The organism is Acinetobacter sp. YH12137 (assembly GCF_013418535.1).
GTDB lineage: Bacteria > Pseudomonadota > Gammaproteobacteria > Pseudomonadales > Moraxellaceae > Acinetobacter.
Window position 1 is genome coordinate 50790 of the sequence record NZ_VPBW01000007.1, and the last position, 24921, is coordinate 75710.

The following is a 24921-nucleotide window of genomic DNA, read 5'->3' on the forward strand; positions in this document are numbered from 1 at the left end:
AATAATGCCAATAAAGGGAGGTATGACGATGACAAAAGATTTAATTGAAGTGCAAGTCAAAAACCAGTATGGCAAAATCCTGAATGTAAAAGCATTACTACGTGCTGGCGCTCAGCATAGTGATCCGTCCCAGCGTTTGGAACAGCAAGTCGACTATATTGTCGTGGATGATGAAATTATCAGACCAACAATTGAACTGTTATTTGCCAGTGAGCAGACCGACTGTATCTATCGTGTTTTGGATCCTAAATAAGGATTCGGGATTCATTAAGCTGCTTTGCGACCCTTAAAAAAGATATAGCTCATCCAATGATGAGCTTGATTTTGATATCTGAGTTCAGCTTCTTTATAAATATTTGATGCAGAATAAAAACTGATAAATTTAATTCGAAGAGATTGGATAAATTCTTATCTTTTCTCAGTTTCTTAATTTTTTATATTAAATAACATCAAGCTATCTACATAGATGATCTAAATGAACTTCTTCAAAATACGCTCTGAGAAAAGTATTATTTCAGAAAACTTTTAATGTGACATTTACATCATAACGGTCAAACTCGTCCAGAATTTGATACAAGGTTTGCTGTCCCAGTTCATCTGCAGGCCTAATATGTACTTCCTGATTGGTTCCGCTGTCAAAACATTCAATGGTTTGAATTAGCCAATGATGTTCGATTGAACTCTTTTGAATTAATACCCGTCGTGGCTGTAATACATCACTGATCTGGCGTGGTAGTACATAAGTAATCGCAAGTTGTATAGTGTCCAATTCTTCAGCTGGACTTAAAAAAGTGATTACCCAATTGCCCACTTTACTGAGCTGCATGGGATTATCAAAGGCATCGAATTCAAGATAGTATTGCATGGGAAGAAAGAGGATTAATTTATATTATTTCCTATATGCGCCTGTTTAGAGGTATGTTCTATCACGCTAAAGTATAAGAACGGTTAGGCGTGAGAAAGGATTAAATATTAAATTATTAAAAATCAATAAATTAATATTGATTTGCATCTATTTTTATTCTGAATAGCGATTAGTTAAGAGCTTTAAAGACTAAGGTAGTCATCTATAAAATACTTTGTTTCACTTGCTGAATAAAAAAACATTATTAGTTAGAAACCCCTCTCAATATTTAAAGAGGGACGAAAAAATTTAATTTACAGCGTAAGGATCGCCGTATTTTCCAATGCTTTGCGTAGATAAGGATCTAAGTCATCCTGGCGAAGTAACCACTGAACATAGTCAGCAGGAAGATCGGCAATCGCAGTGCCACGGTGCTTACCAAAATTGATGGTCCGTGGAATACGCGCATCTTCAGATGCCTCATAGAGTTCTTCAATACTGCTGATTTTCAGGTGATGCACAATATGCATCAGGATATTTGCTGTCAAAATGATATCCATATCGGCGCGATGGGCTTTACGGATCATTTCCCGGGCGCGTTCGCTGCCTTTGGTAATCATATAGATTAATGCAGAGATATTATGTGCTTCAGCCTCTGGCCAAACACGGCGGGCGAGGGCAAGGGTACAAATTGCTTTAATATTCGATGAATCGACGCCACATTTTTCTAAGGCACGAATATCATAATCAATATTATGGCCAATGATATAAGTGGTTTCTTGCGGGAGTTCAAAGCTGCTGTAATGCGGTTGTCCTTCCAAATCGGACTGCAGAATATGATGTACGGCCATTGCGGCAAAGGAAATCGGTTCGTCGCATGAATAAAGCTGATCAAACAAGCGACTTTTATCCAGACTGATTTTATGGTCTATGATCTCTACAGGCGCATAGGCAATTTCAATGGGTTGACCATTCAAGGTATGGGTTTCAGTATCGAGAATGATAGCCTGCATGACGAGAATATGCCTGAAAAAAAGTGGATATCAAAATCTAACATTATTGTTTCGATCCTGACAATTGAAATGCCGGATTTCAACTTTAATTGCAGACTTTTTGACTGATATAGAATATTTGTAATCTACACTTATAAATAAAAGTTTTCAAAGTTTCTGTAAATATTTCCAAAACTTAAATTTATCGTGTTGGAATGGTCATAAATTAAATCGCTATTTATTAGAAAAATAACAAAATAATCTCTTGTATTTAATGAAATAACTTGGGAAATTATTGTCTAGTTTTATCAACTGATAAAGATAAAACTATAAAAATTATGAGAGATAATAATTAAGACAAGGATAAGATCGATGAAACGTCATGTATTGACTGGTTCTCTACTCGCGCTAAGCGTAGCTTTAACTGCCTGTAATGATAGCGATGATGATCGTTATTATGAATCCAAACCCGCTATTCCCGTAAATAATATTGACAATCCAGTCGTAACCACACCTGTAGCCTATACCAAAACAGATCTGACTGCTGTTGCCGATGAGAGCGTGGTCATGACCTATAAGATGTTAGGTATTAATAATAAGGAAACCCAAGCGACGGCACTGCTTTTCACTCCAAAAGGAACGCCTCCTGCAAAAGGTTGGCCGATAGTGGCATGGGCACATGGTACGACGGGTGTGGCCGATCAGTGTGCACCAAGTCGCAATGAAATAAATTCTTATATCAAAAATATGATTGCCGGATTCCTTCAAGCGGGATATGTGGTCGTTGCGCCTGATTATGAAGGTTTGGGTGAGCCGGGTGGAAAAGAACTTCATCCTTTCCTTAATCTTAAGAGTGAAGCCTATTCCATTACCGATGCTGTCGTCGCAGCAAAAGACTATTTAGGTTCGGAAGCCTCTAATCAATGGATGGCTGTCGGTCATTCTCAAGGTGGTCAAGCGGCTTTAGGCGCTGCCCAATATGCAGCACGTGCTTCTCAAATGACTTATAAAGGTACGGTAGCTTTAGCACCTGCTTCTAATTTCAGTCTGATTCTGGCAGGTGGTGAGGCTCAAGCTGGACAAGAACCAGATCTGAATAAAAAGATTCAAACTCTAGCCTCTTTAGATACTTTTACCGCGCTGATTGTCGCGGGATTGCGTAATCCGAATCCAAATCTGCAATATATTCAGGTCTTTAAAACACCAACAGACGAGATTGCCAAGAATGCCGAAACAGATTGTTATGATGTATTAGGCAACAAATTCGGTACGGCAATGGGAGCTTATGCCCAAACCAATGGGAATCTGGAAGAATATCCGCGTACTCAAGCTAATTTTATGAGTATTCCAGTAGTGAAGAATTTCCTGGATAAAGACTCTCAGCCTTTACAGGTTAAAGTGTCTACACCTGTGATTATTTATCAGGGAGAGGCGGATTCTACTGTTCCAAAGGCTGCAACAGATGTTTTAGTGAGCTTAGCGAATCAGAAACAAACCTCGGTACGCTATATTACGGACGGTTCATGGGATCATGGTAGCGTCTATGCACTGAATATCGCTAATATTATTTCAGATGTAAAATCTCTAATGCCAATTCAATAACTTATTTTTATCTCTATAGCTCATGTTTTTTTAAGCATGAGCTATTTTTATTGCAAACTGAATAAAGTTCATGATCGAAATTGGCAAAGTTCATGTTACAATACGCGCCAATCTTAGCACGGCTTAAAAGCCCTAATTTAATAGGACCTCGCTAATGTTTGCCAATATCTCTATTGCTGAATTTGATCCAGAAATCGCTCAAGCAATCTCTAACGAAGATGCTCGCCAAGAAGCGCACATCGAGTTGATCGCTTCTGAAAACTATTGCTCACCAGCAGTAATGGAAGCTCAAGGATCAAAACTCACTAACAAATATGCAGAAGGCTACCCAGGCAAACGCTACTATGGCGGTTGTGAATATGTAGATGTCATTGAACAATTGGCAATTGACCGTGCTAAAGAATTATTTGGTGCTGATTATGCTAACGTTCAGCCACATGCTGGTTCTCAAGCAAACTCTGCAGTTTACCTAGCGCTGCTTAACCCAGGCGACACAGTATTGGGTATGAGCTTGGCTCACGGTGGTCACTTGACTCACGGTGCGAAAGTAAGCTTCTCAGGTAAAACTTATAATGCAATTCAATACGGTCTGAATCCAGAAACTGGTGAGATCGATTATGAAGAAGTTGAACGTCTAGCTGTAGAACACAAACCACGTATGATCGTAGCTGGTTTCTCTGCATACAGCCAAATCGTAGATTGGCAACGTTTCCGTGACATCGCGGATAAAGTTGGTGCTTACCTGTTTGTAGATATGGCTCACGTTGCTGGTCTGGTTGCTGCTGGCGTTTACCCAAGCCCAGTTCAAATTGCTGACGTAACAACAACGACTACTCACAAAACTCTTCGTGGTCCACGTTCAGGTCTGATCCTTGCAAAAGCAAACGAAGAAATCGAGAAAAAACTTCAATCAGCTGTATTCCCGGGTAACCAAGGTGGTCCTCTGGTTCACGCGGTTGCTGCTAAAGCAATCTGCTTCAAAGAAGCAATGGCACCTGAATACAAAGCATACCAACAACAAGTGGTTAAGAATGCTCAAGCAATGGCTGAAGTTCTAATCGAACGCGGTTACGATGTTGTATCTGGCGGCACTAAAAACCACCTGTTCTTGTTGTCTCTGATCAAACAAGACATCACTGGTAAAGATGCTGACGCTTGGTTGGGTGCTGCACACATCACTGTGAACAAAAACTCTGTACCAAATGATCCACGTTCTCCATTCGTGACTTCAGGTATCCGTATCGGTACACCTGCTGTAACGACTCGTGGTTTCGGTGAATCAGAAGTTCGTGAACTTGCTGGTTGGATCGCTGATATCCTTGATGCTAAAGGCGATGAAGCTGTGATCGCTGCTGTTAAAGAAAAAGTTGCTGCTGTTTGTGCTAAATTCCCTGTTTACGCAAAATAAGCCTAACTTGAGAAAAGCCCCCTCAAGGGGGCTTTTTTATTGGGTGATATTTTTTCTGATTCATCTTCTGCTGCTAGCTTTTACGATGAGTTAAAAGGGAAGATAAGATCAAAGCTTAATCAATCCTATATAGAAAATACTTATCCTTTTATAAAACAAAGTTGAGAAATACAGATCCTATAAATCTGATTTCGAAAAGAGTATTGAGTTTTTCTAAAACTGGTTACATTCTTTGAAAAACAGCTTTATAAGTTGAGTTAAGACACAATTTTTTTAGCAGCTAAAAATAGATTTTTTATATTTGAACTTAATTTAATCTGATTAACCACTTAGAACCTAGATTCATTCGCTTTTTAAAGACTATTCAATCATTCATTAAACAAGGTAGTAAGAATGGCTAAACCAAAAATTATTTTATCTGAACAGGATGTGGAGCGTCTCGAAACCATGCTTGAAAATCAAGACAAGCTCAGTGAGACCATGCTTCAACTGGAAGATGAACTGGCTCGTGCTGAAGTGGTCAAGCCAGAGGACATGCCAAGCAATGTGGTGACCATGCATGCGCGTGCATTGCTGACGATTGCACCATCAACGGAGCCTGTAGAAATCACCTTAGTCTACCCGCATGAGTTTAAAGGTGAAAAAGGGCAAGTGAATGTCGTAGCACCGATTGGAACTGCAATCTTGGGCTTGGCAGAAGGACAGACCATTGAATGGCCACAACCTGATGGTCAGTTGATGAAAGTCACGATTGAAAAAGTGCTGTATCAGCCGGAACGAGAAGGTGACTATCTATAATTTTTTAGTTAATTCGCCAATATAAAAAGGCCCCTATAATCGGGGCTTTTTAATATCCATGTTTTAATGCTTTGTGAGTTTATCCAGATAACCCATAATAAATGCAGAAATCACAAAAGTCAGATGCATAATGATGTACCACATGATTTTGTCATTCTCGACGTTGCGGGCATCCATAAAAATACGCAGTAAATGAATCGAAGAAATAGCTACGATGGAAGCCGCAACTTTGAGTTTAAGCGAATTGGCATCCATAGTGCCGAGCCAGTTCAGGCGGGTTTTATTTTCATCAATTTTGAGTTGTGAAACAAAATTTTCATAACCTGAAAACATCACCATCACAATAAGTCCACCAACCATGGTCATATCAACCAGGGAGAGAATTACCAAGATCAGGTCAGCTTCAGTATATTCAAAGATATGCGGCAGGACATGAATGACTTCCTGAAAGAATTTTAAGGCCAGCAATAATAAAGCGAATGATAAACCAAAATAGACAGGTGCCAAGATCCAGCGTGCGGCATACATCGTATTATGAAAAAAACGTTCCATTTTATTCTCAGGTTACCTACTTTATTGTTGATCTTGATCATAAATAATTCATGCTTAAAATTCGAGAATTATTTATGTTTTATAATGCCTTATAAGTATTCTTAAGTTTAAAAAAAGCTTAATTAAGACCATAAATTAATTTGGCATTTATTGTACTTATCCTTATTTGGTTGATTATTAGCCTATTTGAGGCTGATGGGAAAGGTTATAGAGCAACAGCAGGCTAGAAGCAAAATGATTCATACAAGAAATGACTGTAGGCCAAACTTAATTCCAACAATATCTTCAACGTATATAAAGAAAATTCTATGGCTTGAAGCATTCCTTTGCAAAATGCTACATGTTATGTTGAATGAAAAGACGTACTATAAAAATCGAATTCATTGAGTTTAAAGGGCCATGTCACAGATAGATGTTTTGATTCCAATCCAAGACATTGCAGTAGAGCAGAGCGAGATTCTAAGTATCAAGCGCAACGAACTTGTGCCTTTACTCCACGATCAATACAAGCTGAATCATTATGCGGACTCACTTATTCAGGCGCAGGCAGTACTATTAAATGGGGTAGATCCCCATCTGACCCAACAACTGAGCCATACTATTGAACAGCTGATTCACATGCTGGCTCAATCAAAAAAATATTTTAAAAAACGTAAATTTAATGCCTTGCAGAAATGGCTGGGTATTGATCTGGACTATGGCTCAAGTCAGGTTGAATACTATAAAAAACTGGACTATTTACTGGATCAGGCAGATCACCTTAGCCGTAAGTTGCAAATTGAAATCCAGAAATCCCAATCGCGATTCCAGCAGCTGATCGGTTTACGTGAGCAAATGGCCAAGCATATTGTGGCAGCAGAAGAATTTTTATCTGAATATCCGCAGTTTGTCAGGAATCAGCATCCACTGGATAATTTTTCTGAGCGGCTGTCAAAAAAGGTGCATACCTTAAGAACCTTGCAAAGCAGTAATGACATTGCCATTACCCAGATGCAATTATCCCAGCAACTGTCTTATAGCCTACTGGATCGGTTTAAAGAAGCGCAACAGGTGCTGATTCCGGCCTGGCAATATCATGTCAAACAAAGCCAGACGAAACACTCGACAAGTGATCTGGAAAAACTTGATAATAGCCGGGACAATTTGATTAAAACGTTAAAAAAGTCACTCGAGAAACCCTCGAATACATAACAATATAAGGTGAAACATGACCAAATCTGATGTAGTAAATTTACCTGTCGAAAGCTCAACTGAACTGACTGAACAGAAGTTTCAGCAAATGGATCTCAAAGAGCTGGGCTTGCAGCCTGCCGATTTTCAGGGGGTCTTGGCAGCACGTAAAGAACTGCAGAATATGAGTCATAATAGTGTGGCCGAATATGGCAAAAATATAGCCACCAAAACTTCAAGCTATACCGATGAATTGCTGAATCTGGTACAAAATAAAGATCTGGATGCAACCGGTCAAAAGCTGAATCAGGTGGTGCAGGTGGCACAGCAACTGAATACCAGCAGTATCTTGAACAAGAAAAAAAGTTCAGGATTTCTGGGCAATATCATCAGCAAGTTTAAAGGGGTTAAAGATAACTTTGACTCGCATTTCAATACCACCAAAGAACAGATTGATGTGCTGGTCAAGGAAATTGAAACATCGCAATCCGGATTAAAAGCCCGCGTTGATACGCTGGATAAAATGTTCGATGGGGTACAGGAAGAATATAAACAGCTGGGTATTCATATTGCAGCTGGACGTTTACGTGAACAGGAATTACAGCAGGAAATTGCTGCGCTCACAGCTTTGCCACAAGATCAGAGCACCACGCAAAAAATCTATGACCTAAATCATCTAGCCAATAATCTGGAAAAACGCATCAGTGATTTACAGGTATTGCAGCAATCTGCGATGCAGACTTTGCCTATGATCCGGATTATTCAGTCCAATAACCTGATGCTGGTGGATAAATTCTATGCCATTAAAAATATCACATTGCCAGCATGGAAAAACCAGATCAGTCTGGCCATTTCACTGAATGAACAGAAGAACAGCGTACAGCTGGCCAATACCATTGATGATGCGACCAATGAGCTTTTACGCCGTAATGCAGATTTATTGCATCAGAACTCGGTCGATACGGCAAAAGCCAACCAGCGTTCCGTTATTGATATTGAAACGCTTGAACATGTGCAAAATACCCTCATTAAAACTGTTAATGATGTGATTCAGATCCAGAAAGAAGGTGTACAGAAACGTACTGAAGCAACGGTACGTTTAAGAGCCTTACAAGATAATCTGAATCATTTGGTGATTGAATCAAGTACCAGTGGATCTAAACCCAACTAAATGCAGTAGGGCCAAGATCTAAAAAAAGGAGTAGAGATTGCCGCCCTTAGATGAATATGCTGTAAATCCTCAGGAAATCAAGCAAGGGGTCGTCGCACTCAAAAAGCGTCAACGTAATTTGATGCTTTTGGGACTGACCACCTCTACGGTCTGTATTGCATCCGTGATAGGTCTATTCTTTCAGCAGGAAATGGTTTATGGCTTTTTTGGCCTGAGTACTCAGCTTCAACAGCTGCATTTACCAGTCAGTGTCGATGCTAATCTGGCCAGTATTGGGGATAGTCCGGATTATTTCTTTGCTCTATTAAGCTGGTTTGGCTGGCTGATTCTGAAAATCTTTGCCTCTTTTATTGGTGCATTTTTTCTGGTTGGATTGCTGAAGAAGTTTCGCTTCTTCTATGTGCGCTTTCAGTCTTTCATATTGAAGTTTGTAGGCTGGCTGATTTCCTTTATCGTGATCTGGTCAGGACTGACTTATTGGCAATATGACCTGAGAAATGACCGTGAAGACGCTTATCAGCAAGTGGTCTATTACGATAGTAATATCAATGATAGTGAAGTGGCTCGTTATCTGGTTGATTCCGATATTGCTTCACCGGTGAAATCTTATTTACTTGCCCAAACTGCACTCTTGCATAAGCCTGTGGATCTATCCGCAGCCAGACCTTATGTCGCACAAGTAGTTGAAGCAGAGCGGCAGGATAACAAGTTTGAACAATACGGATTTAAACCGGAACAGATCTGGACCATGCAGCAACAGGTCTATGGCAAAAGTCTAACGCCTGTGGCACAAAGTGTAGATCGTCAAGCCCAGCAAGCCGAACAAGTCAGCAAGATTACCAATGTCATCATTATTGGCATTGCCATCTTATTTGCCTTGCTTAGCTTAATCATATTTGTACTAGCTAATTCAATTAAGGGGCGTTCGCTACGTATTGAACAGCGAATCTTCTAAACTTAAAAATGCTCCTTTAAAAGGAGCATTTTTATTTTCCAATCTATATTCGGTTTCTTTGGGATAAAAGGCATAAATTCTAGCGATAATAAAAAATAAAATGAGGAGATGGTTTTTGATCTATAAAAACGATCATTAAGATAAAAACAAACTGTTTTACCTATTTTTTTTATTCACTTAATATAGCTTCATCGAATAAATATTTACTCCCTTGGAGACGTTAGCAATGTTAGATCAAAATACTTCAGCTCAATTAAAAACACTACTTGAACGTTTGGAAGGCCCGATTGAATTAGTGGCAACTCTGGATGGCTCTGACAAATCAGCCAAAATCAAAGAACTGGTTGAGGAAATCGCGCAACTTTCTGATTTAGTCACTGCGCGTTTTGATGGTACCAACAAACGTGCACCAAGCTTTGGTGTGGCAAAAGCCGGTGAACAGCCTCGTGTGTTCTTTGCAGGCTTGCCGATGGGCCATGAGTTTACTTCCCTGATTCTGGCATTGCTGCAAACTTCAGGCTATGCACCAAAAGTCTCTGCCGAAGTTCTGGAATCGATTAAAGGTTTAGGCATTAAATCTGACTTTGATGTATTTGTCTCTTTAAGCTGCCATAACTGTCCTGATGTGGTGCAGGCATTGAACCTGATTGCTATCTATAACCCGGGTACAACAGCAACCATGATTGATGGGGCTTTCTTCCAGGACGAAGTGGAAGAACGCAAAATCATGGCCGTACCAATGGTCTTCCAGGACAATGAACATATCGGTCAGGGTCGTATGACACTGGAAGAAATCATTGCCAAACTGGATACCAATGCCGCAGCCAAAGATGCTGAAAAACTAAATGCCAAAGATGCATTTGATGTGTTGGTGATTGGTGGTGGACCTGCAGGGAATACTGCAGCGATCTATGCAGCACGTAAAGGCATCAAAACTGGCATCGTGGCTGAACGCATGGGCGGTCAGGTGATGGATACCATGGACATCGAAAACTATACGTCAGTGCAAAAAACCCAAGGTCCGAAATTTGCCGCTGAAATGGAAGCACACGTTCGTGAATACGGTGTTGACATCATGAACCTGCAACGTGTGTCTGACATCAAAGGTGCAGATAGTACAGCCAATGGTCTGGTAGAAGTGACTTTAGAAAATGGTGCGAAACTTGAATCTAAAACAGTCATTCTGTCTACCGGTGCACGCTGGAGAGAGATGAACGTTCCGGGTGAAGCAGAATACAAAACTCGTGGTGTAGCGTACTGCCCACACTGTGACGGTCCATTGTTCAAAGGTAAACGTGTAGCGGTAATTGGTGGTGGTAACTCCGGTGTAGAAGCTGCGATTGACCTTGCAGGTATTGTTGAGCATGTAACGCTGGTTGAGTTCGATACTAAACTTCGTGCGGATCAGGTATTGCAGGACAAACTGAACAGCTTGCCAAATACGACTGTGATCAAAAATGCACTTTCTACCGAAGTGATCGGTGATGGTTCACAAGTCACAGCGTTGAAATACAAAGACCGTGCAACTGATGAAGAGCACACTGTTGAATTGGCAGGTATCTTCGTTCAGATCGGTTTGTTGCCGAACACTGACTTCCTGAATGGAACCGATGTTGAGCTAACTAACCGTGGTGAGATTGTGATTAACGAGCGCAATGAAACCAATGTCAAAGGTGTGTTTGCTGCAGGTGACTGTACCACTGTTCCTTACAAACAGATCATCATCGCGACTGGTGAAGGTGCCAAAGCATCATTATCTGCCTTTGATTACATCATTCGCTCTGGTCAGTAAAAAAAAAGAGCACCTGGAATCCCCACATTCCAGGTGCTTAATCTCAAACACCTATTATTATTTTCGCTTTATAGGAACTCAGGATGCTAACACCCGGGTTCCTTTTTTTAGTTATTGTAAGATCAGCCAAAAGCGTCCCCAATCGCTTTTAGCTGTTCCTTTCCTCTGGACAGTTTTTGTTTTCAACCCTTATTTTTATCTTTCCCCAAGGTTGTTCTTAGATGAAGTCATCAGACTTCATGCATCATTCAAGCTTTGAACAGATTCAAACCTTTAAATTTCTCCATTAACTGTTCTTGCGTTTCCCGATGCTCGGGATGCGGCACAATGCATTCAATCGGACAGACGGCAATACAGGTTTGATGATCATAGAAACCCACACACTCGGTACAACGATTGACATCAATTTCATAAAACTTCTCGCCCTCATAAATTGCTTCATTTGGGCATTCCGGTAAGCACATATCACAGTTGATACATTTATCGGTAATCAAGAGCGCCATTTTTTAACTCGCCTGATAAGCCAATGAAGAGGCTGAAATGTCTACAGATGATGATGGCAGATTACGGATCAGCAGGGCATACTGCATATCGACATCTGCTGGAACTGGAATTTCAACGATATGACCCGAACCTTTGGCATCTTCAATCAGATTGCCTTTACGGTCTTTGATCTCAGTCAGGGTAAAGGTGATATTGCCTTTGGTGGTCATCAGCTCTAGTGAATCACCAACGACAAAACGGTTTTTCACATCAATCTTGATATAGTCACCATTACGCTCTAACACTTCCCCACAGAACTGCTGATGATCGAAACTCGATGAACCATTTTCATAGTTTTGATATTCACTATGTACATGACGGCGTAGGAACCCTTCGGTATAGCCACGGTTTGCCAAGCCTTCCAGTTGAGTCATCAATGAAGGGTCGAATGGTTTACCAGCAAGCGCATCATCAATGGCTTTACGATAAATCTGGGCAGTACGCGCGCAATAAAAATAAGATTTGGTACGGCCTTCAATTTTCAGGGAGTGCACGCCAATCTTGGTCAGGCGTTCCACATGCTGTACAGCACGCAGGTCTTTGGAATTCATAAAATAAGTGCCGTGCTCATCTTCTTCAGCAGCAAACATATCTTCGTCATTACGTTGCAATAACACGGGTTCATCAAACTGATGTTGTACTTGCATATGTGACTCATCAGCATCTTTTGAACAACAGCCGGAATCAATATTTTTAACCGGGATCACATCGCCCGTTTCATCTTCCTTGGCATCCAGTACTTGGTATTCCCAGCGGCAGGCATTGGTGCAGGCGCCCTGGTTGGCATCGCGTTTGTTCATATAGCCAGATAGCATGCAGCGGCCAGAGTAGGCCATACACAGTGCGCCATGAACAAAGACTTCAATCTCCATATCTGGAACTTGCTGTTTGATTTCTTCAATTTCTTCGATGGACAGTTCACGTGACAAAATTACGCGAGTAAGTCCCATATTCTTCCAGAACTTTACAGTTGCCCAGTTCACAGCATTGGCCTGTACAGACAGGTGAATGTCCATGTGCGGGAAATGCTCACGCACCAGCATGATCAGACCAGGATCGGACATGATCAGCGCATCTGGCTGCATTGCTACGACGGGTTCAAGGTCACGAATAAAATTTTTCAGTTTGGAGTTATGTGGCTGAATATTCACCACGACATAGAATTTTTTGCCAAGCTTATGCGCTTCTTTGATACCAATCGCCAGATTGTCATGGTCAAATTCATTATTACGAACACGCAAGCTATAACGCGGCTGGCCGGCATAGACTGCATCTGCACCATAAGCAAAGGCATAACGCATGTTTTTTAGGGAGCCAGCAGGTGAGAGAAGTTCGGTAACGTGAGAAATGCTCATGATGAAATCGAAAGACATATAAAAAGTACGTCTTTATTCTAGTCATCTGAAATCAGGATTCAACCTAGTAAATAACTCGGAATTGGCATAATTTAACTCAATTTCAAGTTAAAAGATAAACAGTAAACGATTTAAAATATCCATAAATATTTCAGCTATTTTCAATAGATTCCAGTGTTTTTAAAATCTGGCAATGATTAATCGTGGTTGGGGTATTACAGCTTTCGCGAAGCGCCATTAACTGCTGTTTAAATAATTGTAATTCTTTAATTTTATTTGAAATATCTATAAGGTGCTGATCAATCATCTGGTTAACTTCACAGCAATCCTGTTCAGGATTCTGTTCCAGCTGAATCAGGTATTCGATTTCTTTTAAAGACATGCCTAAAGCACGACAGCGTTTGATAAAAATCAAGCGTTTTAAGGTCTCGTCGCCATAATAACGATACTGGTTACTTGCTCGAAAATTCGGCTGAATCAAACCTCTTTTCTCATAAAATCGAATGGTATCAGTGCTTAAATCAGCTTTCTTGGCTATATCAGAAATCAAATAATGTGACATAAATACCTCAGGCTTGACCTTGGAGTGACTCTATAGTTTCTAATGACTTTATCGCATTCAGGATAAAAAATCATCGGAGAATAATATGGCCTGTAGTTGTAGTCATGAACCCGCGCCGCCCAAATCTAATAGCAAATTTAGAACAGCTTTATGGATTGCATTATTGATTAACCTGACCTTATTTGGTGTGGAGCTGATCGGCGGTGCTTATGCACATTCATCAGCGTTATGGGCAGATGCGCTAGATTTCTTTGGAGATGCTGTGAATTATGGTATTTCTCTGGCGGTGATTGGTGCAAGTCTGTATTGGCGTGCAACAGTTGCTCTGATTAAAGGATTGACCATGGCAGTATTTGGTCTGGTCGTCATTGGCAAAGTAATTTATGCCTTTATGCAAGGTATTCCACCTGAAGCCATTACGATGGGGATCATCGGGGTATTGGCCTTAATCGCAAACGTTGTCACAGCCATAATTTTATATGCTTTCCGGGATGGCGATGCCAATATGAAATCAGTCTGGTTGTGCAGCCGTAATGATGCAATCGGCAATGTGGCCGTCATTTTTGCAGCAGTGGGAGTCTTTGGCACTGGCAGTCTATGGCCAGATGTTATTGTTGCATTCATTATGGCAAGTCTAGGCTTAAGCGCTGGATATCATGTGGTGAAACAGGCTCTAGCTGAACGAGTATTGAAGCATGAGTCAGCCTGATCCTTAATATTAAATTTAATTATGAAAAAGCTGCTGATCAGGCAGCTTTTTATTAGCCTTAAGTCTAAAAAATAGATGAAAAATAAAGCTTTACAAATGCGATAAATTTAGGAAGAATCATGCGCGAAATTTAGAAAAGATTCATATAACTAAACAATTTAAATTTTTTAGTGTTTTTGAGGGGGAGCAATGAGCTTCATAAAACTACTTTCACTTTCAACTATTATACTGATGACTGGGTGTAGTTCTATGGTCGTCACTTATGATGCATCGGGTCAGGTGATTGGATCATGTAAAGCTACACGTGGTCTGCTTTCAACTGCTAGTGCTCATTGTAATGGATCAGGCAATGCAATTGGCGTGAACTACAATACGGTGGATGCCAAGACAGGTTTATTGCCAGTACCACCAAGTCAAAATCAGATTCATTTAGCACCATAAATCTTAGAGGGGAATATCATGAAATTATCAACACTTATTGCATTAGCAGCGACTATTGTACTAACTGGTTGTGCATCAACAGTGACTACATTTGACTCACATGGCCGTATGATTGGTTCATGCAAAGCAGAAAGCGGTTTTATTATCGGTGGTGGTGCAGGCTGTTCAGGTTCTGCAAACCAGGAAGGTCGCGATCGTTAATTTTTAATGATGATTGCAATAAAAAAACCGAAGCCTAAGCTTCGGTTTTTTCTTTATCCATCAAAAAATTATTTTTGATCAGGTAAAGCAAAGGCAATAATATAGTCGCCAACATCTTTAGAATGGCTTGCACCACCTGCAGAAATCACAACATATTGTTTGCCAGTTTTTGGAGATTTATAAATCAGCGGTGCAGCAACAGCAGCAACAGGAAGCTCAGCTTTCCACACTTCTTTACCAGTTTTTGAATCCAGCGCACGTAGGTAATAATCCTGAGTACCTGCGAAGAACACCAGACCAGAAGCGGTTGAAGTAGGACCACCTAATGTCGGCATACCTAAAGGAATTGGCATATGGGTTTTCACACCTAATGGACCCAATTCTTTGGCTGTACCCATTGGTACTTCCCAAACGACTTTTTTAGATTTTAAGTCGATGGCAGTCATCGTACCAAATGGTGGTTTATTACAAGGTACACCCAATTTAGATTGCATGATGTCGATTTTTACACCCGCATAAGGACCTGCCAATTGAGGACGTACTGTACCCATAAAGCCAGGGACTTCGTCAGTTGAGATATGGTATTTGTGCATATCTTCTTTACGAACCAATGACATACGAAGTGGCATACGCATATCGTTGACGTACATCATGCCAGTCGATTCATCAATGGAGATCCCACCCCAGTTGAAACCACCAAGCAGACTAGGCCATTCGATATATGGTTTTTCACCAGGTGCAGTGTATAGACCGTTATAGACAGAATCTTTAAAGTCGATACGACAAGCCAGTTGGTCAAAGGTTGAGATGCCCCACATATCCTGCTCAGTCAATGTTGCATTACCAATTTGTGGCATGCCAACAGAGAATGGTTGGGTAGGAGAAAGTTTTTCACCTTCAGCACCATTGGTGTCGACTGGACGTTCTTCAACTTTAGTGACTGGTTTACCAGTACGGCGGTCAAGAACGAAGATTTGACCCATTTTGGTAGTTTGAATCAACGCAGGCACTTTTTTGCCATGATCATCAGTCATGTCGTAAAGCACAGGTTGTGACGGCAAGTCATAATCCCAGACATCATGGTGAACAGTTTGATAAGACCAAACAGTTTTACCAGTCAAAGCATTTACCGCAACAATTGCAGAACCAAATTTTTCTTTGGCTCCGTTACGGTCGCCGCCCCAGTAGTCAGGAGGACCATTACCTGTAGGCAAGTAAACCAGATTCAGGTCTTTGTCATAAGTCGGGATGGTCCACATGTTTGGTGTTTCTAAAGTAAAGCCTTTGCCATCTTTAGGTTCACCAACCAGTTCAGGATTACCGACATCCCAAGCCCAGGCCAATTTACCAGTACGAACGTCATAGGCACGTACGACACCAGACGGTTCGCCATGCACAATATCACGTACCCAGCCACCTAATACGGCAACATGACCCGCAATCAGTGGAGTAGACGTTGGATGGTAACGTTTACTTTGTTCAGTAGGACCCATGTCATGCAGAACATCGACTTGACCGTTAGTACCAAATTCTGGACATAAAGCACCAGTTTTGGCATTTAAGGCAATTAAACGGCCATCAACAGTAGAAGTCAGGATACGTTGTGGACAAGCTTTAATACCTGGTGCTTGTAAGTCTGCTGCAGTTAAAGATTTGTCTTTAGTTGCATCATAGTAACCAACACCACGGCAAGTGATATGCTCTGCAGTTTTTGCATGTGGATCATATTTCCAAAGTGCTTTACCACTGTCACCATCAATTGCTGAAATGATGTTAGTCGGTGTACATGAATATAAAGTACTACCAATTTGAATTGGTGTATTTTCATCGACACCGGCAGAAGTATCACGACCAGTGTGATAAGTCCAAGCCACTTTTAGATCTTTGACATTTTCAGGGGTAATGTCAGTGTACGGTGCAAAGCGGGTACCGTTACCATTACGACCGAAATATTCCCAGTTGTCTGGGTTTTCTGCATTCGGTTTAGCCAGTGCAGGGTCTTGTACGATATCAACAGGATTGAGGATTTTGCCGTGTGGGAAGAACGCAGCAATCAGGGCTGCGACACAGGCAAAGAAACCGGCAAAGCCAACAAGATTGGCAGCTTTGATTTTTGCAGCATTGAGTGCTGGCAGGCTTTTGCTTGCCCACATGCTGAGGACAAACAGAATAGTTGGAACCACCAGACGTGGGATATATTGCCAGAAGCTCAAACCTTGAACTTCAGCAATAGACCAGAGGAGGGTTGCAATAAAAGTAACAATAGAAAGCCAGAAACCAAAGGCTTTTTTCATCGCATATAAAATGGCGATTGCAACATAGGCAATCCCTGCGATGAGATAATAACTTGTACCACCGAGGCTGAGTAATTTAGCGCCTTGAATGATCAAGTACAGCGCAACGAGTAAAGTTAATACCACTACAAAATAGCGATAGACTTTAGACCCTGTACGCTCGATAGAGGAGGGTTGTTCAGTGCTCATACCTTGCCTATAGAAAACGGCTTGGTTGCATAAACGGTGAAACAGGAGAATGGGATCTAAATAGATCGAATTAAAAGTTTACAGAGTTTATGTAACTAAGTCTTTAGCGAGGATAAATCCTCATGAGAAATCAATTACAGTTACATATTCTAACATTTAAGAATGAATTTTTGACTAAAAAATATAGGGTCTGTTGACATTTACTGTTCATAATTAAACCTATAAAGGTAGCCATAAAAATATACAGGCTAAGGCAACAGCACTTTGATAATTTCTTTTGAGCTTGTCATATCGAGTAGCTATTCCTCTAAATTGCTTTAATCTACAAAACATATTTTCAACTAAATGCCTGATTTTATATAAATACCAGTCCATATGATCATTGTTCGATTGGCTATTTATTTTCTTTGGTATATTCGCTTTTGTCCCTGTTTTTCTGATCTGTTCACGCAGTGGTTCTGAATCATAGCCTTTATCTGCGCAGACCACTTTTGTCTCTTTTAAGTCTAATGTTGATATTAAATCAGGTGCAACTTTGACGTCATGTGTGGTTCCATCGGTAATCATGAAATCAACAGGATTGCCATTTGCATCAACAATCAAATGTATTTTTGAGGAGTTTCCTCCTACACTTTTAGAAATAGATTGATTCGCTATGCCGGCAGAATGTTGATGAGCACGTACATGAGAGCCATCAATAAAAATCCATTCCATATCGGGGCATGAGGCTAGTAATTTGAATAATCTAAGTAACTTACCGCTGCTTGACCAACGATTAAAACGTTTGAAAATAGAGTTTGAATGACCAAAACAAGAAGGAATATCTCGCCACGGACAACCTGTTCTAATTCTATAGAGAATAGCTTCAATAAAATTACGTAAGTTTGAGTTGTGATGAATAGATAAATTACGCAAAATAGTTTTCAACTTTTGCCAGTGTTGATCTGTCAGCATGGTACGAGGCATAGCGAATAGTAAAATTGGGTTTGGCGATTTGATTTTGCTACTTCGCTATTTTTTAAGCTAAAAGTGTCAACACACCCTAATGTGAATATTGATATTTATCATTTATTTTACTTTTTTAAGTAATTACATTTTTATAAATACGCTAATTATAAGAAATTTTAAGTAGAGAGTAGGTTGAGTTAATTCTTTCAGATTAAGACTTACTGGATATAAAAAACGCATGCTTAAAGCATGCGTTTTAGGTTGCAAAAGGTTTTTTTGCAGATTATTTTTCTACGAATGCACGTTCAATTACGTAGTCACCCAAAACACCCATACGTGGAGATTCTTTCAGACCGTGTTGATCTAGCAGTGCAGCAACATCGTCCAGGAATGCAGGAGAACCACAGAGCATTGCACGGTCAGTTTCAGGGTTGAAACGTGGTAGTCCGATTTTCTCGAATAATTGACCAGATTCAATCGCAGTGGTTACACGACCTTGCGTATGGAACTCTTCACGAGTAACAGTTGGGTAATACACTAATTTTTCTTTAGCACCCAATTCACCAAAGAATTCGTGGTTTGGAATTTCGTTAAGAATCAAATCTTGATAAGCCAGTTCTGAAATGAAACGTGTACCGTGAACCACGATGATTTTTTCAAAACGTTCATAAGTTTCTGGATCACGGATTACAGAAAGGAAAGGTGCAAGACCAGTACCCGAAGAAAGCAGGTACAAGTTTTTACCTGGGTTTAAGTCATCAAGAACCAGCGTGCCTGTAGGCTTTTTAGAAACCAAGATTTCGTCGCCAACTTTTACTTTTTGCAAAATAGAAGTAAGAGGACCATCTGGCACTTTAATAGAGAAAAACTCTAGCTCTTCTTCATAGTTTGCACTTGCAATTGAATATGCACGCATTAAAGGCTTGCCATTGACTTCAAGACCGATCATCACAAACTGACCGTTTTTAAAACGTAATGCAGTATCACGAGTCGTTTTAAAAGAGAATAAAGTGTCATTCCAATGGTGGACGTGAGTAATCTTTTCGACGTTAAAAGCAGCCATTAAAGGTCTCAATAAGTTATCAAATTAGAACAGGTTGCTATTCTAATCTAAATTCATTCTCTATAAACTGAATATATTTAATTGAGCTTATCAAAAAAAGTGATTATGACCGAACTCACTCTGCCGATTATTGGCTATATGCATTCTCCCTATAAAGAAAAGTTTGGCATCCCGCGTCAGCCTAATTTGGTACAGGTTGAAAGCTATATTGAAATGACCGGTTCATATAATGATTTACTCGCATTTGAAGGCATCGAAGAGTTTAGTCATCTCTGGTTAGTCTGGCAGTTTCATGACAATAAAAATCAGCAGAGCCAGCAATTTCGTCCGCAGGTTCGTCCACCCCGTTTAGGCGGAAACCAGAAAATCGGGGTGTTTGCGACACGTAGTATGTACCGTCCTGCACCCATTGGTTTATCTGTGGTAAAGCTTAAAGAAGTTAGAAAAGTAGGGAAATCGATACGTGTATATGTGAATGGCAGTGATTTATTAGATGGTACTCCGATTGTCGATATTAAACCTTATATTCAATATTCGGATGCAGTGATTGATGCACAAAGTGGCTATGCACAGGAGGAGCCGGCACGTAAGTCCGTGAGGTGGAGTAAGGACGCTGAACAGCAAAAAAATTTATTATTAGAAAAAGGAACAATATCTGCTCAATTGCTAGAAGAACTTGAAGCCGTTTTATCTCTCGATCCTAGACCGGCATATCAGGATGATGAGAACCGGGTTTATGGAATGAAGTTTGCGGACTTGGATGTGAAATTTAAAGTTACTTTAGCTGATATTGTAGTCGATCAGTTAATTTTTTGAATTTTTAAAATGAAATACTGATTTAAAAATAGGAACCTCAACTAAATTGGAGTCCCTATTTAATATGAATATAAAGCACTCGAAGTACTTTATATCACGTTATTATGAGTATTTTTTAATTTGCTTTCTTAATTCTTCAGATGCAATATTATTAAATAAAGTGCATGCATTCTCTTGTAAAGTTGCATACTCCTGTAGAGCTGGTTTGTCCTGAGCAGATGCTGAATTAACCAGTGCTTTAGATGCGGCTAAAATATTTTTAATATTATATTCTTCTCCAGCTGGATGATAATCAACTTCATAATATTTGCTCTTATATTCAGCTAGTCCCCATTGCTGATCTTCTCTAAGATCTAGATATGCTATAGCATCCTTGAAAGTATGTTTGGCATATTTACTATCTTTTGAAATATCAGCCCATTCAAGTTTCAAATAATCTTGTACATAATCTTCAAGTGAATATTTATATAGCTCAATATATTTTTGTGAGTTATCAATAGTTTGAAATTGAATACAAGTAGATCCGGTAGGGAATATTGAATTAGAAAGTACTCGATAAAAATCTTCCCCTTTTTCTCCCATAGGGTAGGTATCGAGTAAATTATATTTTAAATTGACATAATGCTCTGGACTGAGGACTTGAGCAATATTTTTACCACTAATATCAAAGACCTTGAATGTAAGTGTACTGCTTAATCCTGTGGAATTAATTGGAGAATATGGAACTTGCTTCCAAGTGGTTGCATTAGCCGTAATAGTCCCTTGCAATTTGCCATAGGTCGCATGTGTAGAACCGTGATCATATAATCCATTTTCAGTTAGATAGAAAGTTTCACTTTCATCCCAGCCTGTTGTCTCATCAACTTTAATATAGACATTCCCTTGATCAAAGGTTAGCTGTTCAATTTCATAATTTAGATCCGAGTCGGAATATTCATCAATATAGAATGATGACCATTGTTGGAAGTCAGGTTTTGTAAGGGTAGTATTTCCAGTTCCAGTATTACCGCCATTTGAATCAGAAGATGAACCCCCACCACACGCACTTAGCATTAATCCACTGAAAATAGCGAGCGATAAATTTTTTAATTTCATAATAGTCCTTATTAAAATAATTAATTTAAATATTGCTTTTCTTAATTGAAGCAAACTGATTATAGCGAGAAAATATTAGAATTAAACTTGTAAAATATATAAAAATTAATTATTTGAATAAATTTAATAGTCAAAAATACATCCACCAAAAAATACCGATCAACACAGCCATATGTAAAATCTGTATCGGTGCAAAATATAACGCGAATTTAAAACCACCTGTTAAGGCTGCATTGACCGACTTAGCCAAAGCATGTGCGCCTAAACCTAAGAGTAAGGCATAGATCAAACGGGTATTGGAGGGATCTCCTTGAATGACCACACTGGCCATTGCGGCATGAATTTCAAATAAGGACGCAAATATAGTACCAGCCAGGAGACCAGCATTGCCCAGTAATATTTCCAGTCCGTAAACTCCAGCCTGAATAAGGGTTAATGCGGCAGAGATAATCACAGCTTCCTTGAGGCTAAACATCTTACTGTCAGAAGATTCAGGAGACTCCTGATTTTTAGTAGGTTCAGCTTTATGTAATAATATAAATGCACATGCAGCCAGAATAAGCATAGCGACCAACGACGGTAAGAGCAGAATTTTTAGCCAGTCCCAAGAAACGCCTCCCACTACAATAAACAATAGAACTAATGTCGAAATGCAGGACATCAGGGCAGCACCAGCATTGGATTTTGCATCCATTTCACCTTTACGGACCTGTATCCCTAATTGAGCAATAGTGGCTGTACTGGAAACAAAACCCGAGGCAATTGAAGACAATATCAAGGCATTTTTAGTCGAGAAGAAACGTTTAGCGATATGTGCCAAAGCTTGAACTACCAGAATCAGAGTTACTAATTTTAAAATCAGATAAGGGTTCAGCACTTCACCCCATAAAGGCCGGTCAGGGGTTAGCGGTAAACCAATCAGAATCAAGGCTAATAATAGTAATCCATCCCTAAATTCAGCCTCAGTAATCCACTGTCCGGCAATATTATGCATAGAGTGTTTGGCCATTAAAATTATCGTGATCAGAACTGCTAGTCCTGCAGCCAGAGGAATATTCCACAGACAAATCGCCCCAATAAAATAGGTCATGATAAAGGCCAATTCGGTGGTAATCCCCGGATCTTCTATCTGGTTTCTAATAGAAAAAATGACAATACCGCCAATAATGAGTGCACCGGCCAGACCCATTGCCATTCCGAATAAAAAGCACAATGCGCCTAATAAAGCACAGATCGCAAAAGAGCGTAGCCCGGCAAAACTGGCCTGTTCTTCACGCTGTTTATGCCGTTCACGTTCCAGACCAATCAATAAGCCACATCCTAAGGCGGCGGTCAGGAGGGTAAGCAGCTCATGAAAGGAACTACTTTCATTTAAGGGAACTACGTTTAAATCCATACCCGGTCTCAGCGATTGAATAAGATATCCTGATTGAAATATAGGCGAAAAATTGACACATCGACAAGCAGAAAAAGGTTATGACCTAAAACCCATGTGATGTGTTTATCATTTATGAGAAACAATATTGCTTTTAAGTTTGGAAGTCGCGATGGAATGCGAAAAACAGGAAAAACTTGTTATAGTGGAGGCAGTTTTGGGGACCATCGATCATGAAATTTGATTTTGAAATTGATACAGGCTGGTGTTTGGATCAGCTTTTAAAAGACGGAAAAATAACTGAACGTGACCGGATGCGAGTTCAGACCACACATCGTCAACGTGAACAAATAAAATGGCATCCCTTGCAATGGATCGCGCACTTTAGTCTGGTTGATCAGTCCCATCCTCAAAGTACTTTGACACTCAACCGCTTATGCCAGTGGCTGGCAGAAAAAACCGGTTTAATATTCTATATTATTGATCCGCTCAAAGCTGATGTGCAGGCCTTGACCAATGTTATGTCACAGGAATATGCATTGCGTAACCGTATTCTGGCAGTAGAAATTCAACCAGATAAAGTTCTGATTGCTACAGATCAGCCTTATAAAACTGAATGGGTCTCAAACCTCGAACAGAATATTGCACCAAAAAAAATTGAACGGGTATTGCTCAATCCGGAACAGCTCCAGCGTTATATTGTTGAATATTATCAGGTGAGTCGTGCAGTCAGTGGCTCACAAAAATCATCTGCTTATGACCGGGAAAATAAAGGCGTAGAAGCCTTACTGCAACTGGGTGATTCACAGAATCCGGATGCCAATGACCAGCATATCGTGAAACTGGTAGACTGGGTGCTGCAATTTGCCTTTGAGCAGGGTGCCAGTGATATTCATATGGAACCGCGCAAAGACACCGGCAAGATCCGTTTCCGGATTGATGGAGTATTGCATACCATCTATAACATGCCAGCCAATACCTTGACCGCAGTTATTTCCCGAATTAAGATTCTGGGCCGGATGAATGTGGCAGAAAAACGTAAACCACAGGATGGTCGTTTAAAAACTCGGACTCCAAAAGGGCAGGAAACAGAACTGCGTTTATCGACCTTACCCACCGCATTTGGTGAAAAGCTGGTAATGCGTATCTTTGACCCAGAAGTTCTGGTCAGAAGTTTTCAGCAGCTCGGTTTCGAAGGGCATCTGCTCAATGACTGGAATAATCTGACCAGCCATAGTCACGGTATTATTCTGGTCACCGGACCGACCGGTTCTGGTAAAACCACCACACTGTATTCCACTTTAAAGCAGCTTGCGACTGAGCAGGTGAATGTCTGCACGATTGAAGATCCGATCGAGATGCTGGAACCAAGCTTTAACCAGATGCAGGTCAATAACGGAATTGAACTGGGCTTTGCAGATGGTGTACGTGCACTGATGCGTCAGGATCCTGACATTATTATGGTCGGCGAGATTCGTGACCAAGATACGGCCAATATGGCGATTCAGGCAGCATTAACCGGTCACTTGGTACTTTCTACCTTGCATACCAATGATGCGCCGTCGAGTCTGACCCGTTTGCATGATCTGGGCGTACAACCATTTTTAACAGCAGCGACTATCCTGGGGGTTCTGGCCCAACGTCTGGTGCGTAAGCTATGCCCACACTGCAAGCAGGAGAGTTTTCTGGATGAGCAGGAATGGCAACATCTGGCAGTGGACTATCCTTTACCACGTCCGGAATTTGTTTTTAAAGCAGTCGGTTGTGAAGAGTGTCGCCATACCGGTTATAAAGGCCGAATCGGGATTTATGAGTTTATGCCGCTTAGCCTGACCACCAAGCAATTGATCGGAGCGGATGCTAACCTGAATCAGTTACGTCAGCAGGCAAAAAAAGAAGGGGTAGAACCTTTACGGATTGCCGGTGCTCGCAAGATTCTGGAAGGGGTCACCACGCTTGAAGAGGTCTTAAGAGTTGTGCCATTAAATTAATTCTAAAGATGAAGCGATCTTAAGATTCAATTCATCTTCGGCTGTTTTAATAGCA

At 40.5% G+C, this 24921-nt stretch carries 24 protein-coding genes; 13 read left to right on the forward strand and 11 right to left on the reverse strand.

The genetic code is table 11. The annotated features are described in order from the left end of the window. Positions 1-28 precede the first annotated feature (28 nt). Positions 29-253 (forward strand): hypothetical protein, encoded by a 225-nt coding sequence (locus tag FTU72_RS05650; protein ID WP_179993418.1) that lies wholly within the window; start codon positions 29-31, stop codon positions 251-253. Between the two features lie 261 nt (positions 254-514). Here the strand turns inward: FTU72_RS05650 and FTU72_RS05655 are convergent, their stop codons facing one another. After that, positions 515-865, reverse strand: a complete 351-nt coding sequence (locus tag FTU72_RS05655; RefSeq protein ID WP_159124509.1) for a hypothetical protein — start codon at positions 863-865, stop codon at positions 515-517. Positions 866-1158: 293 nt separating this feature from the next. Then, positions 1159-1857, reverse strand: coding sequence for a putative quorum-sensing-regulated virulence factor (locus FTU72_RS05660; RefSeq protein WP_179993419.1), 699 nt, complete (start codon positions 1855-1857; stop codon positions 1159-1161). A 351-nt stretch (positions 1858-2208) separates the two neighbouring features. Between FTU72_RS05660 and FTU72_RS05665 the strand changes: the two genes are divergently transcribed. The 3 genes from FTU72_RS05665 (at position 2209) to rnk (ending at position 5644) form a co-directional block, all read left to right on the forward strand. After that, a complete protein-coding gene (locus FTU72_RS05665; protein WP_179993420.1) occupies positions 2209-3438 on the forward strand; it encodes an alpha/beta fold hydrolase in 1230 nt (409 codons plus the stop codon). 154 nt (positions 3439-3592) lie between these two features. Beyond that, positions 3593-4846: a serine hydroxymethyltransferase gene (glyA, locus tag FTU72_RS05670; protein ID WP_004784306.1), complete on the forward strand. Its 1254-nt coding sequence runs from the start codon at positions 3593-3595 to the stop codon at positions 4844-4846. A gap of 393 nt (positions 4847-5239) precedes the next feature. Next, positions 5240-5644: a nucleoside diphosphate kinase regulator gene (rnk, locus tag FTU72_RS05675; RefSeq protein ID WP_034171243.1), complete on the forward strand. Its 405-nt coding sequence runs from the start codon at positions 5240-5242 to the stop codon at positions 5642-5644. Between the two features lie 63 nt (positions 5645-5707). On the opposite strand, the gene FTU72_RS05680 is transcribed toward rnk, so the two are convergent. Continuing rightward, positions 5708-6196 carry a TIGR00645 family protein gene (locus tag FTU72_RS05680; protein WP_005236522.1) on the reverse strand — a complete coding sequence of 163 codons (489 nt, stop codon included), beginning with the start codon at positions 6194-6196 and terminating at the stop codon, positions 5708-5710. A 399-nt stretch (positions 6197-6595) separates the two neighbouring features. On the opposite strand from FTU72_RS05680, the gene FTU72_RS05685 reads away from it, so the two are divergent. The 4 genes from FTU72_RS05685 to ahpF all read left to right on the forward strand — a co-directional run bounded on the left by FTU72_RS05685 (position 6596) and on the right by ahpF (position 11284). After that, positions 6596-7387: a tellurium resistance protein gene (locus FTU72_RS05685; RefSeq protein ID WP_159124512.1), complete on the forward strand. Its 792-nt coding sequence runs from the start codon at positions 6596-6598 to the stop codon at positions 7385-7387. 16 nt (positions 7388-7403) lie between these two features. Continuing rightward, complete coding sequence (locus FTU72_RS05690) at positions 7404-8537, forward strand: toxic anion resistance protein (RefSeq protein WP_179993421.1); 1134 nt, start codon at positions 7404-7406, stop codon at positions 8535-8537. A 37-nt stretch (positions 8538-8574) separates the two neighbouring features. Beyond that, positions 8575-9492, forward strand: a complete 918-nt coding sequence (locus FTU72_RS05695) for a hypothetical protein (RefSeq protein ID WP_166135984.1) — start codon at positions 8575-8577, stop codon at positions 9490-9492. A 226-nt stretch (positions 9493-9718) separates the two neighbouring features. After that, on the forward strand, positions 9719-11284 hold the full coding sequence (ahpF, locus tag FTU72_RS05700; protein ID WP_180011699.1) for an alkyl hydroperoxide reductase subunit F: 1566 nt from the start codon (positions 9719-9721) through the stop codon (positions 11282-11284). A gap of 248 nt (positions 11285-11532) precedes the next feature. Here ahpF and FTU72_RS05705 read toward each other — a convergent pair whose 3' ends face one another. The 3 genes from FTU72_RS05705 to FTU72_RS05715 form a co-directional block, all read right to left on the reverse strand. Further along, positions 11533-11787, reverse strand: coding sequence for a YfhL family 4Fe-4S dicluster ferredoxin (locus tag FTU72_RS05705; protein ID WP_159123203.1), 255 nt, complete (start codon positions 11785-11787; stop codon positions 11533-11535). Between the two features lie 3 nt (positions 11788-11790). Then, on the reverse strand, positions 11791-13200 hold the full coding sequence (gene yegQ / locus FTU72_RS05710) for a tRNA 5-hydroxyuridine modification protein YegQ (RefSeq protein WP_179993296.1): 1410 nt from the start codon (positions 13198-13200) through the stop codon (positions 11791-11793). Positions 13201-13333: 133 nt separating this feature from the next. Next, the gene (locus FTU72_RS05715) at positions 13334-13744 is read right to left on the reverse strand and encodes a Cd(II)/Pb(II)-responsive transcriptional regulator (protein ID WP_180011695.1); all 411 of its coding nucleotides are present in this window, start codon (positions 13742-13744) and stop codon (positions 13334-13336) included. An 85-nt stretch (positions 13745-13829) separates the two neighbouring features. Here FTU72_RS05715 and FTU72_RS05720 point away from each other — a divergent pair, with 85 nt between their 5' ends. The 3 genes from FTU72_RS05720 to FTU72_RS05730 all read left to right on the forward strand — a co-directional run bounded on the left by FTU72_RS05720 (position 13830) and on the right by FTU72_RS05730 (position 15095). Further along, the gene (locus FTU72_RS05720; protein ID WP_166135996.1) at positions 13830-14453 is read left to right on the forward strand and encodes a cation transporter; all 624 of its coding nucleotides are present in this window, start codon (positions 13830-13832) and stop codon (positions 14451-14453) included. 249 nt (positions 14454-14702) lie between these two features. Further along, on the forward strand, positions 14703-14894 hold the full coding sequence (locus tag FTU72_RS05725) for a hypothetical protein (protein ID WP_227607384.1): 192 nt from the start codon (positions 14703-14705) through the stop codon (positions 14892-14894). Between the two features lie 18 nt (positions 14895-14912). Then, positions 14913-15095, forward strand: coding sequence for a hypothetical protein (locus FTU72_RS05730; RefSeq protein WP_166136002.1), 183 nt, complete (start codon positions 14913-14915; stop codon positions 15093-15095). 68 nt (positions 15096-15163) lie between these two features. Here the strand turns inward: FTU72_RS05730 and FTU72_RS05735 are convergent, their stop codons facing one another. The 3 genes from FTU72_RS05735 to FTU72_RS05745 all read right to left on the reverse strand — a co-directional run bounded on the left by FTU72_RS05735 (position 15164) and on the right by FTU72_RS05745 (position 19589). Beyond that, a complete protein-coding gene (locus FTU72_RS05735; protein ID WP_180011693.1) occupies positions 15164-17578 on the reverse strand; it encodes a membrane-bound PQQ-dependent dehydrogenase, glucose/quinate/shikimate family in 2415 nt (804 codons plus the stop codon). Positions 17579-17797: 219 nt separating this feature from the next. Beyond that, positions 17798-18544: an IS5 family transposase gene (locus FTU72_RS05740; RefSeq protein ID WP_179993300.1), complete on the reverse strand. Its 747-nt coding sequence runs from the start codon at positions 18542-18544 to the stop codon at positions 17798-17800. 265 nt (positions 18545-18809) lie between these two features. Continuing rightward, a complete protein-coding gene (locus tag FTU72_RS05745; protein ID WP_005236496.1) occupies positions 18810-19589 on the reverse strand; it encodes a ferredoxin--NADP reductase in 780 nt (259 codons plus the stop codon). A 105-nt stretch (positions 19590-19694) separates the two neighbouring features. On the opposite strand from FTU72_RS05745, the gene tsaA reads away from it, so the two are divergent. After that, positions 19695-20405 (forward strand): tRNA (N6-threonylcarbamoyladenosine(37)-N6)-methyltransferase TrmO, encoded by a 711-nt coding sequence (gene tsaA / locus FTU72_RS05750; protein ID WP_179993301.1) that lies wholly within the window; start codon positions 19695-19697, stop codon positions 20403-20405. Positions 20406-20507: 102 nt separating this feature from the next. Here tsaA and FTU72_RS05755 read toward each other — a convergent pair whose 3' ends face one another. Continuing rightward, a complete protein-coding gene (locus FTU72_RS05755) occupies positions 20508-21500 on the reverse strand; it encodes a hypothetical protein (protein WP_179993302.1) in 993 nt (330 codons plus the stop codon). A gap of 130 nt (positions 21501-21630) precedes the next feature. Further along, the gene (locus FTU72_RS05760; protein ID WP_179993303.1) at positions 21631-22896 is read right to left on the reverse strand and encodes an MgtC/SapB family protein; all 1266 of its coding nucleotides are present in this window, start codon (positions 22894-22896) and stop codon (positions 21631-21633) included. 212 nt (positions 22897-23108) lie between these two features. Here FTU72_RS05760 and FTU72_RS05765 point away from each other — a divergent pair, with 212 nt between their 5' ends. Next, a complete protein-coding gene (locus tag FTU72_RS05765; RefSeq protein WP_180011689.1) occupies positions 23109-24866 on the forward strand; it encodes a GspE/PulE family protein in 1758 nt (585 codons plus the stop codon). Positions 24867-24921: the final 55 nt, after the last annotated feature.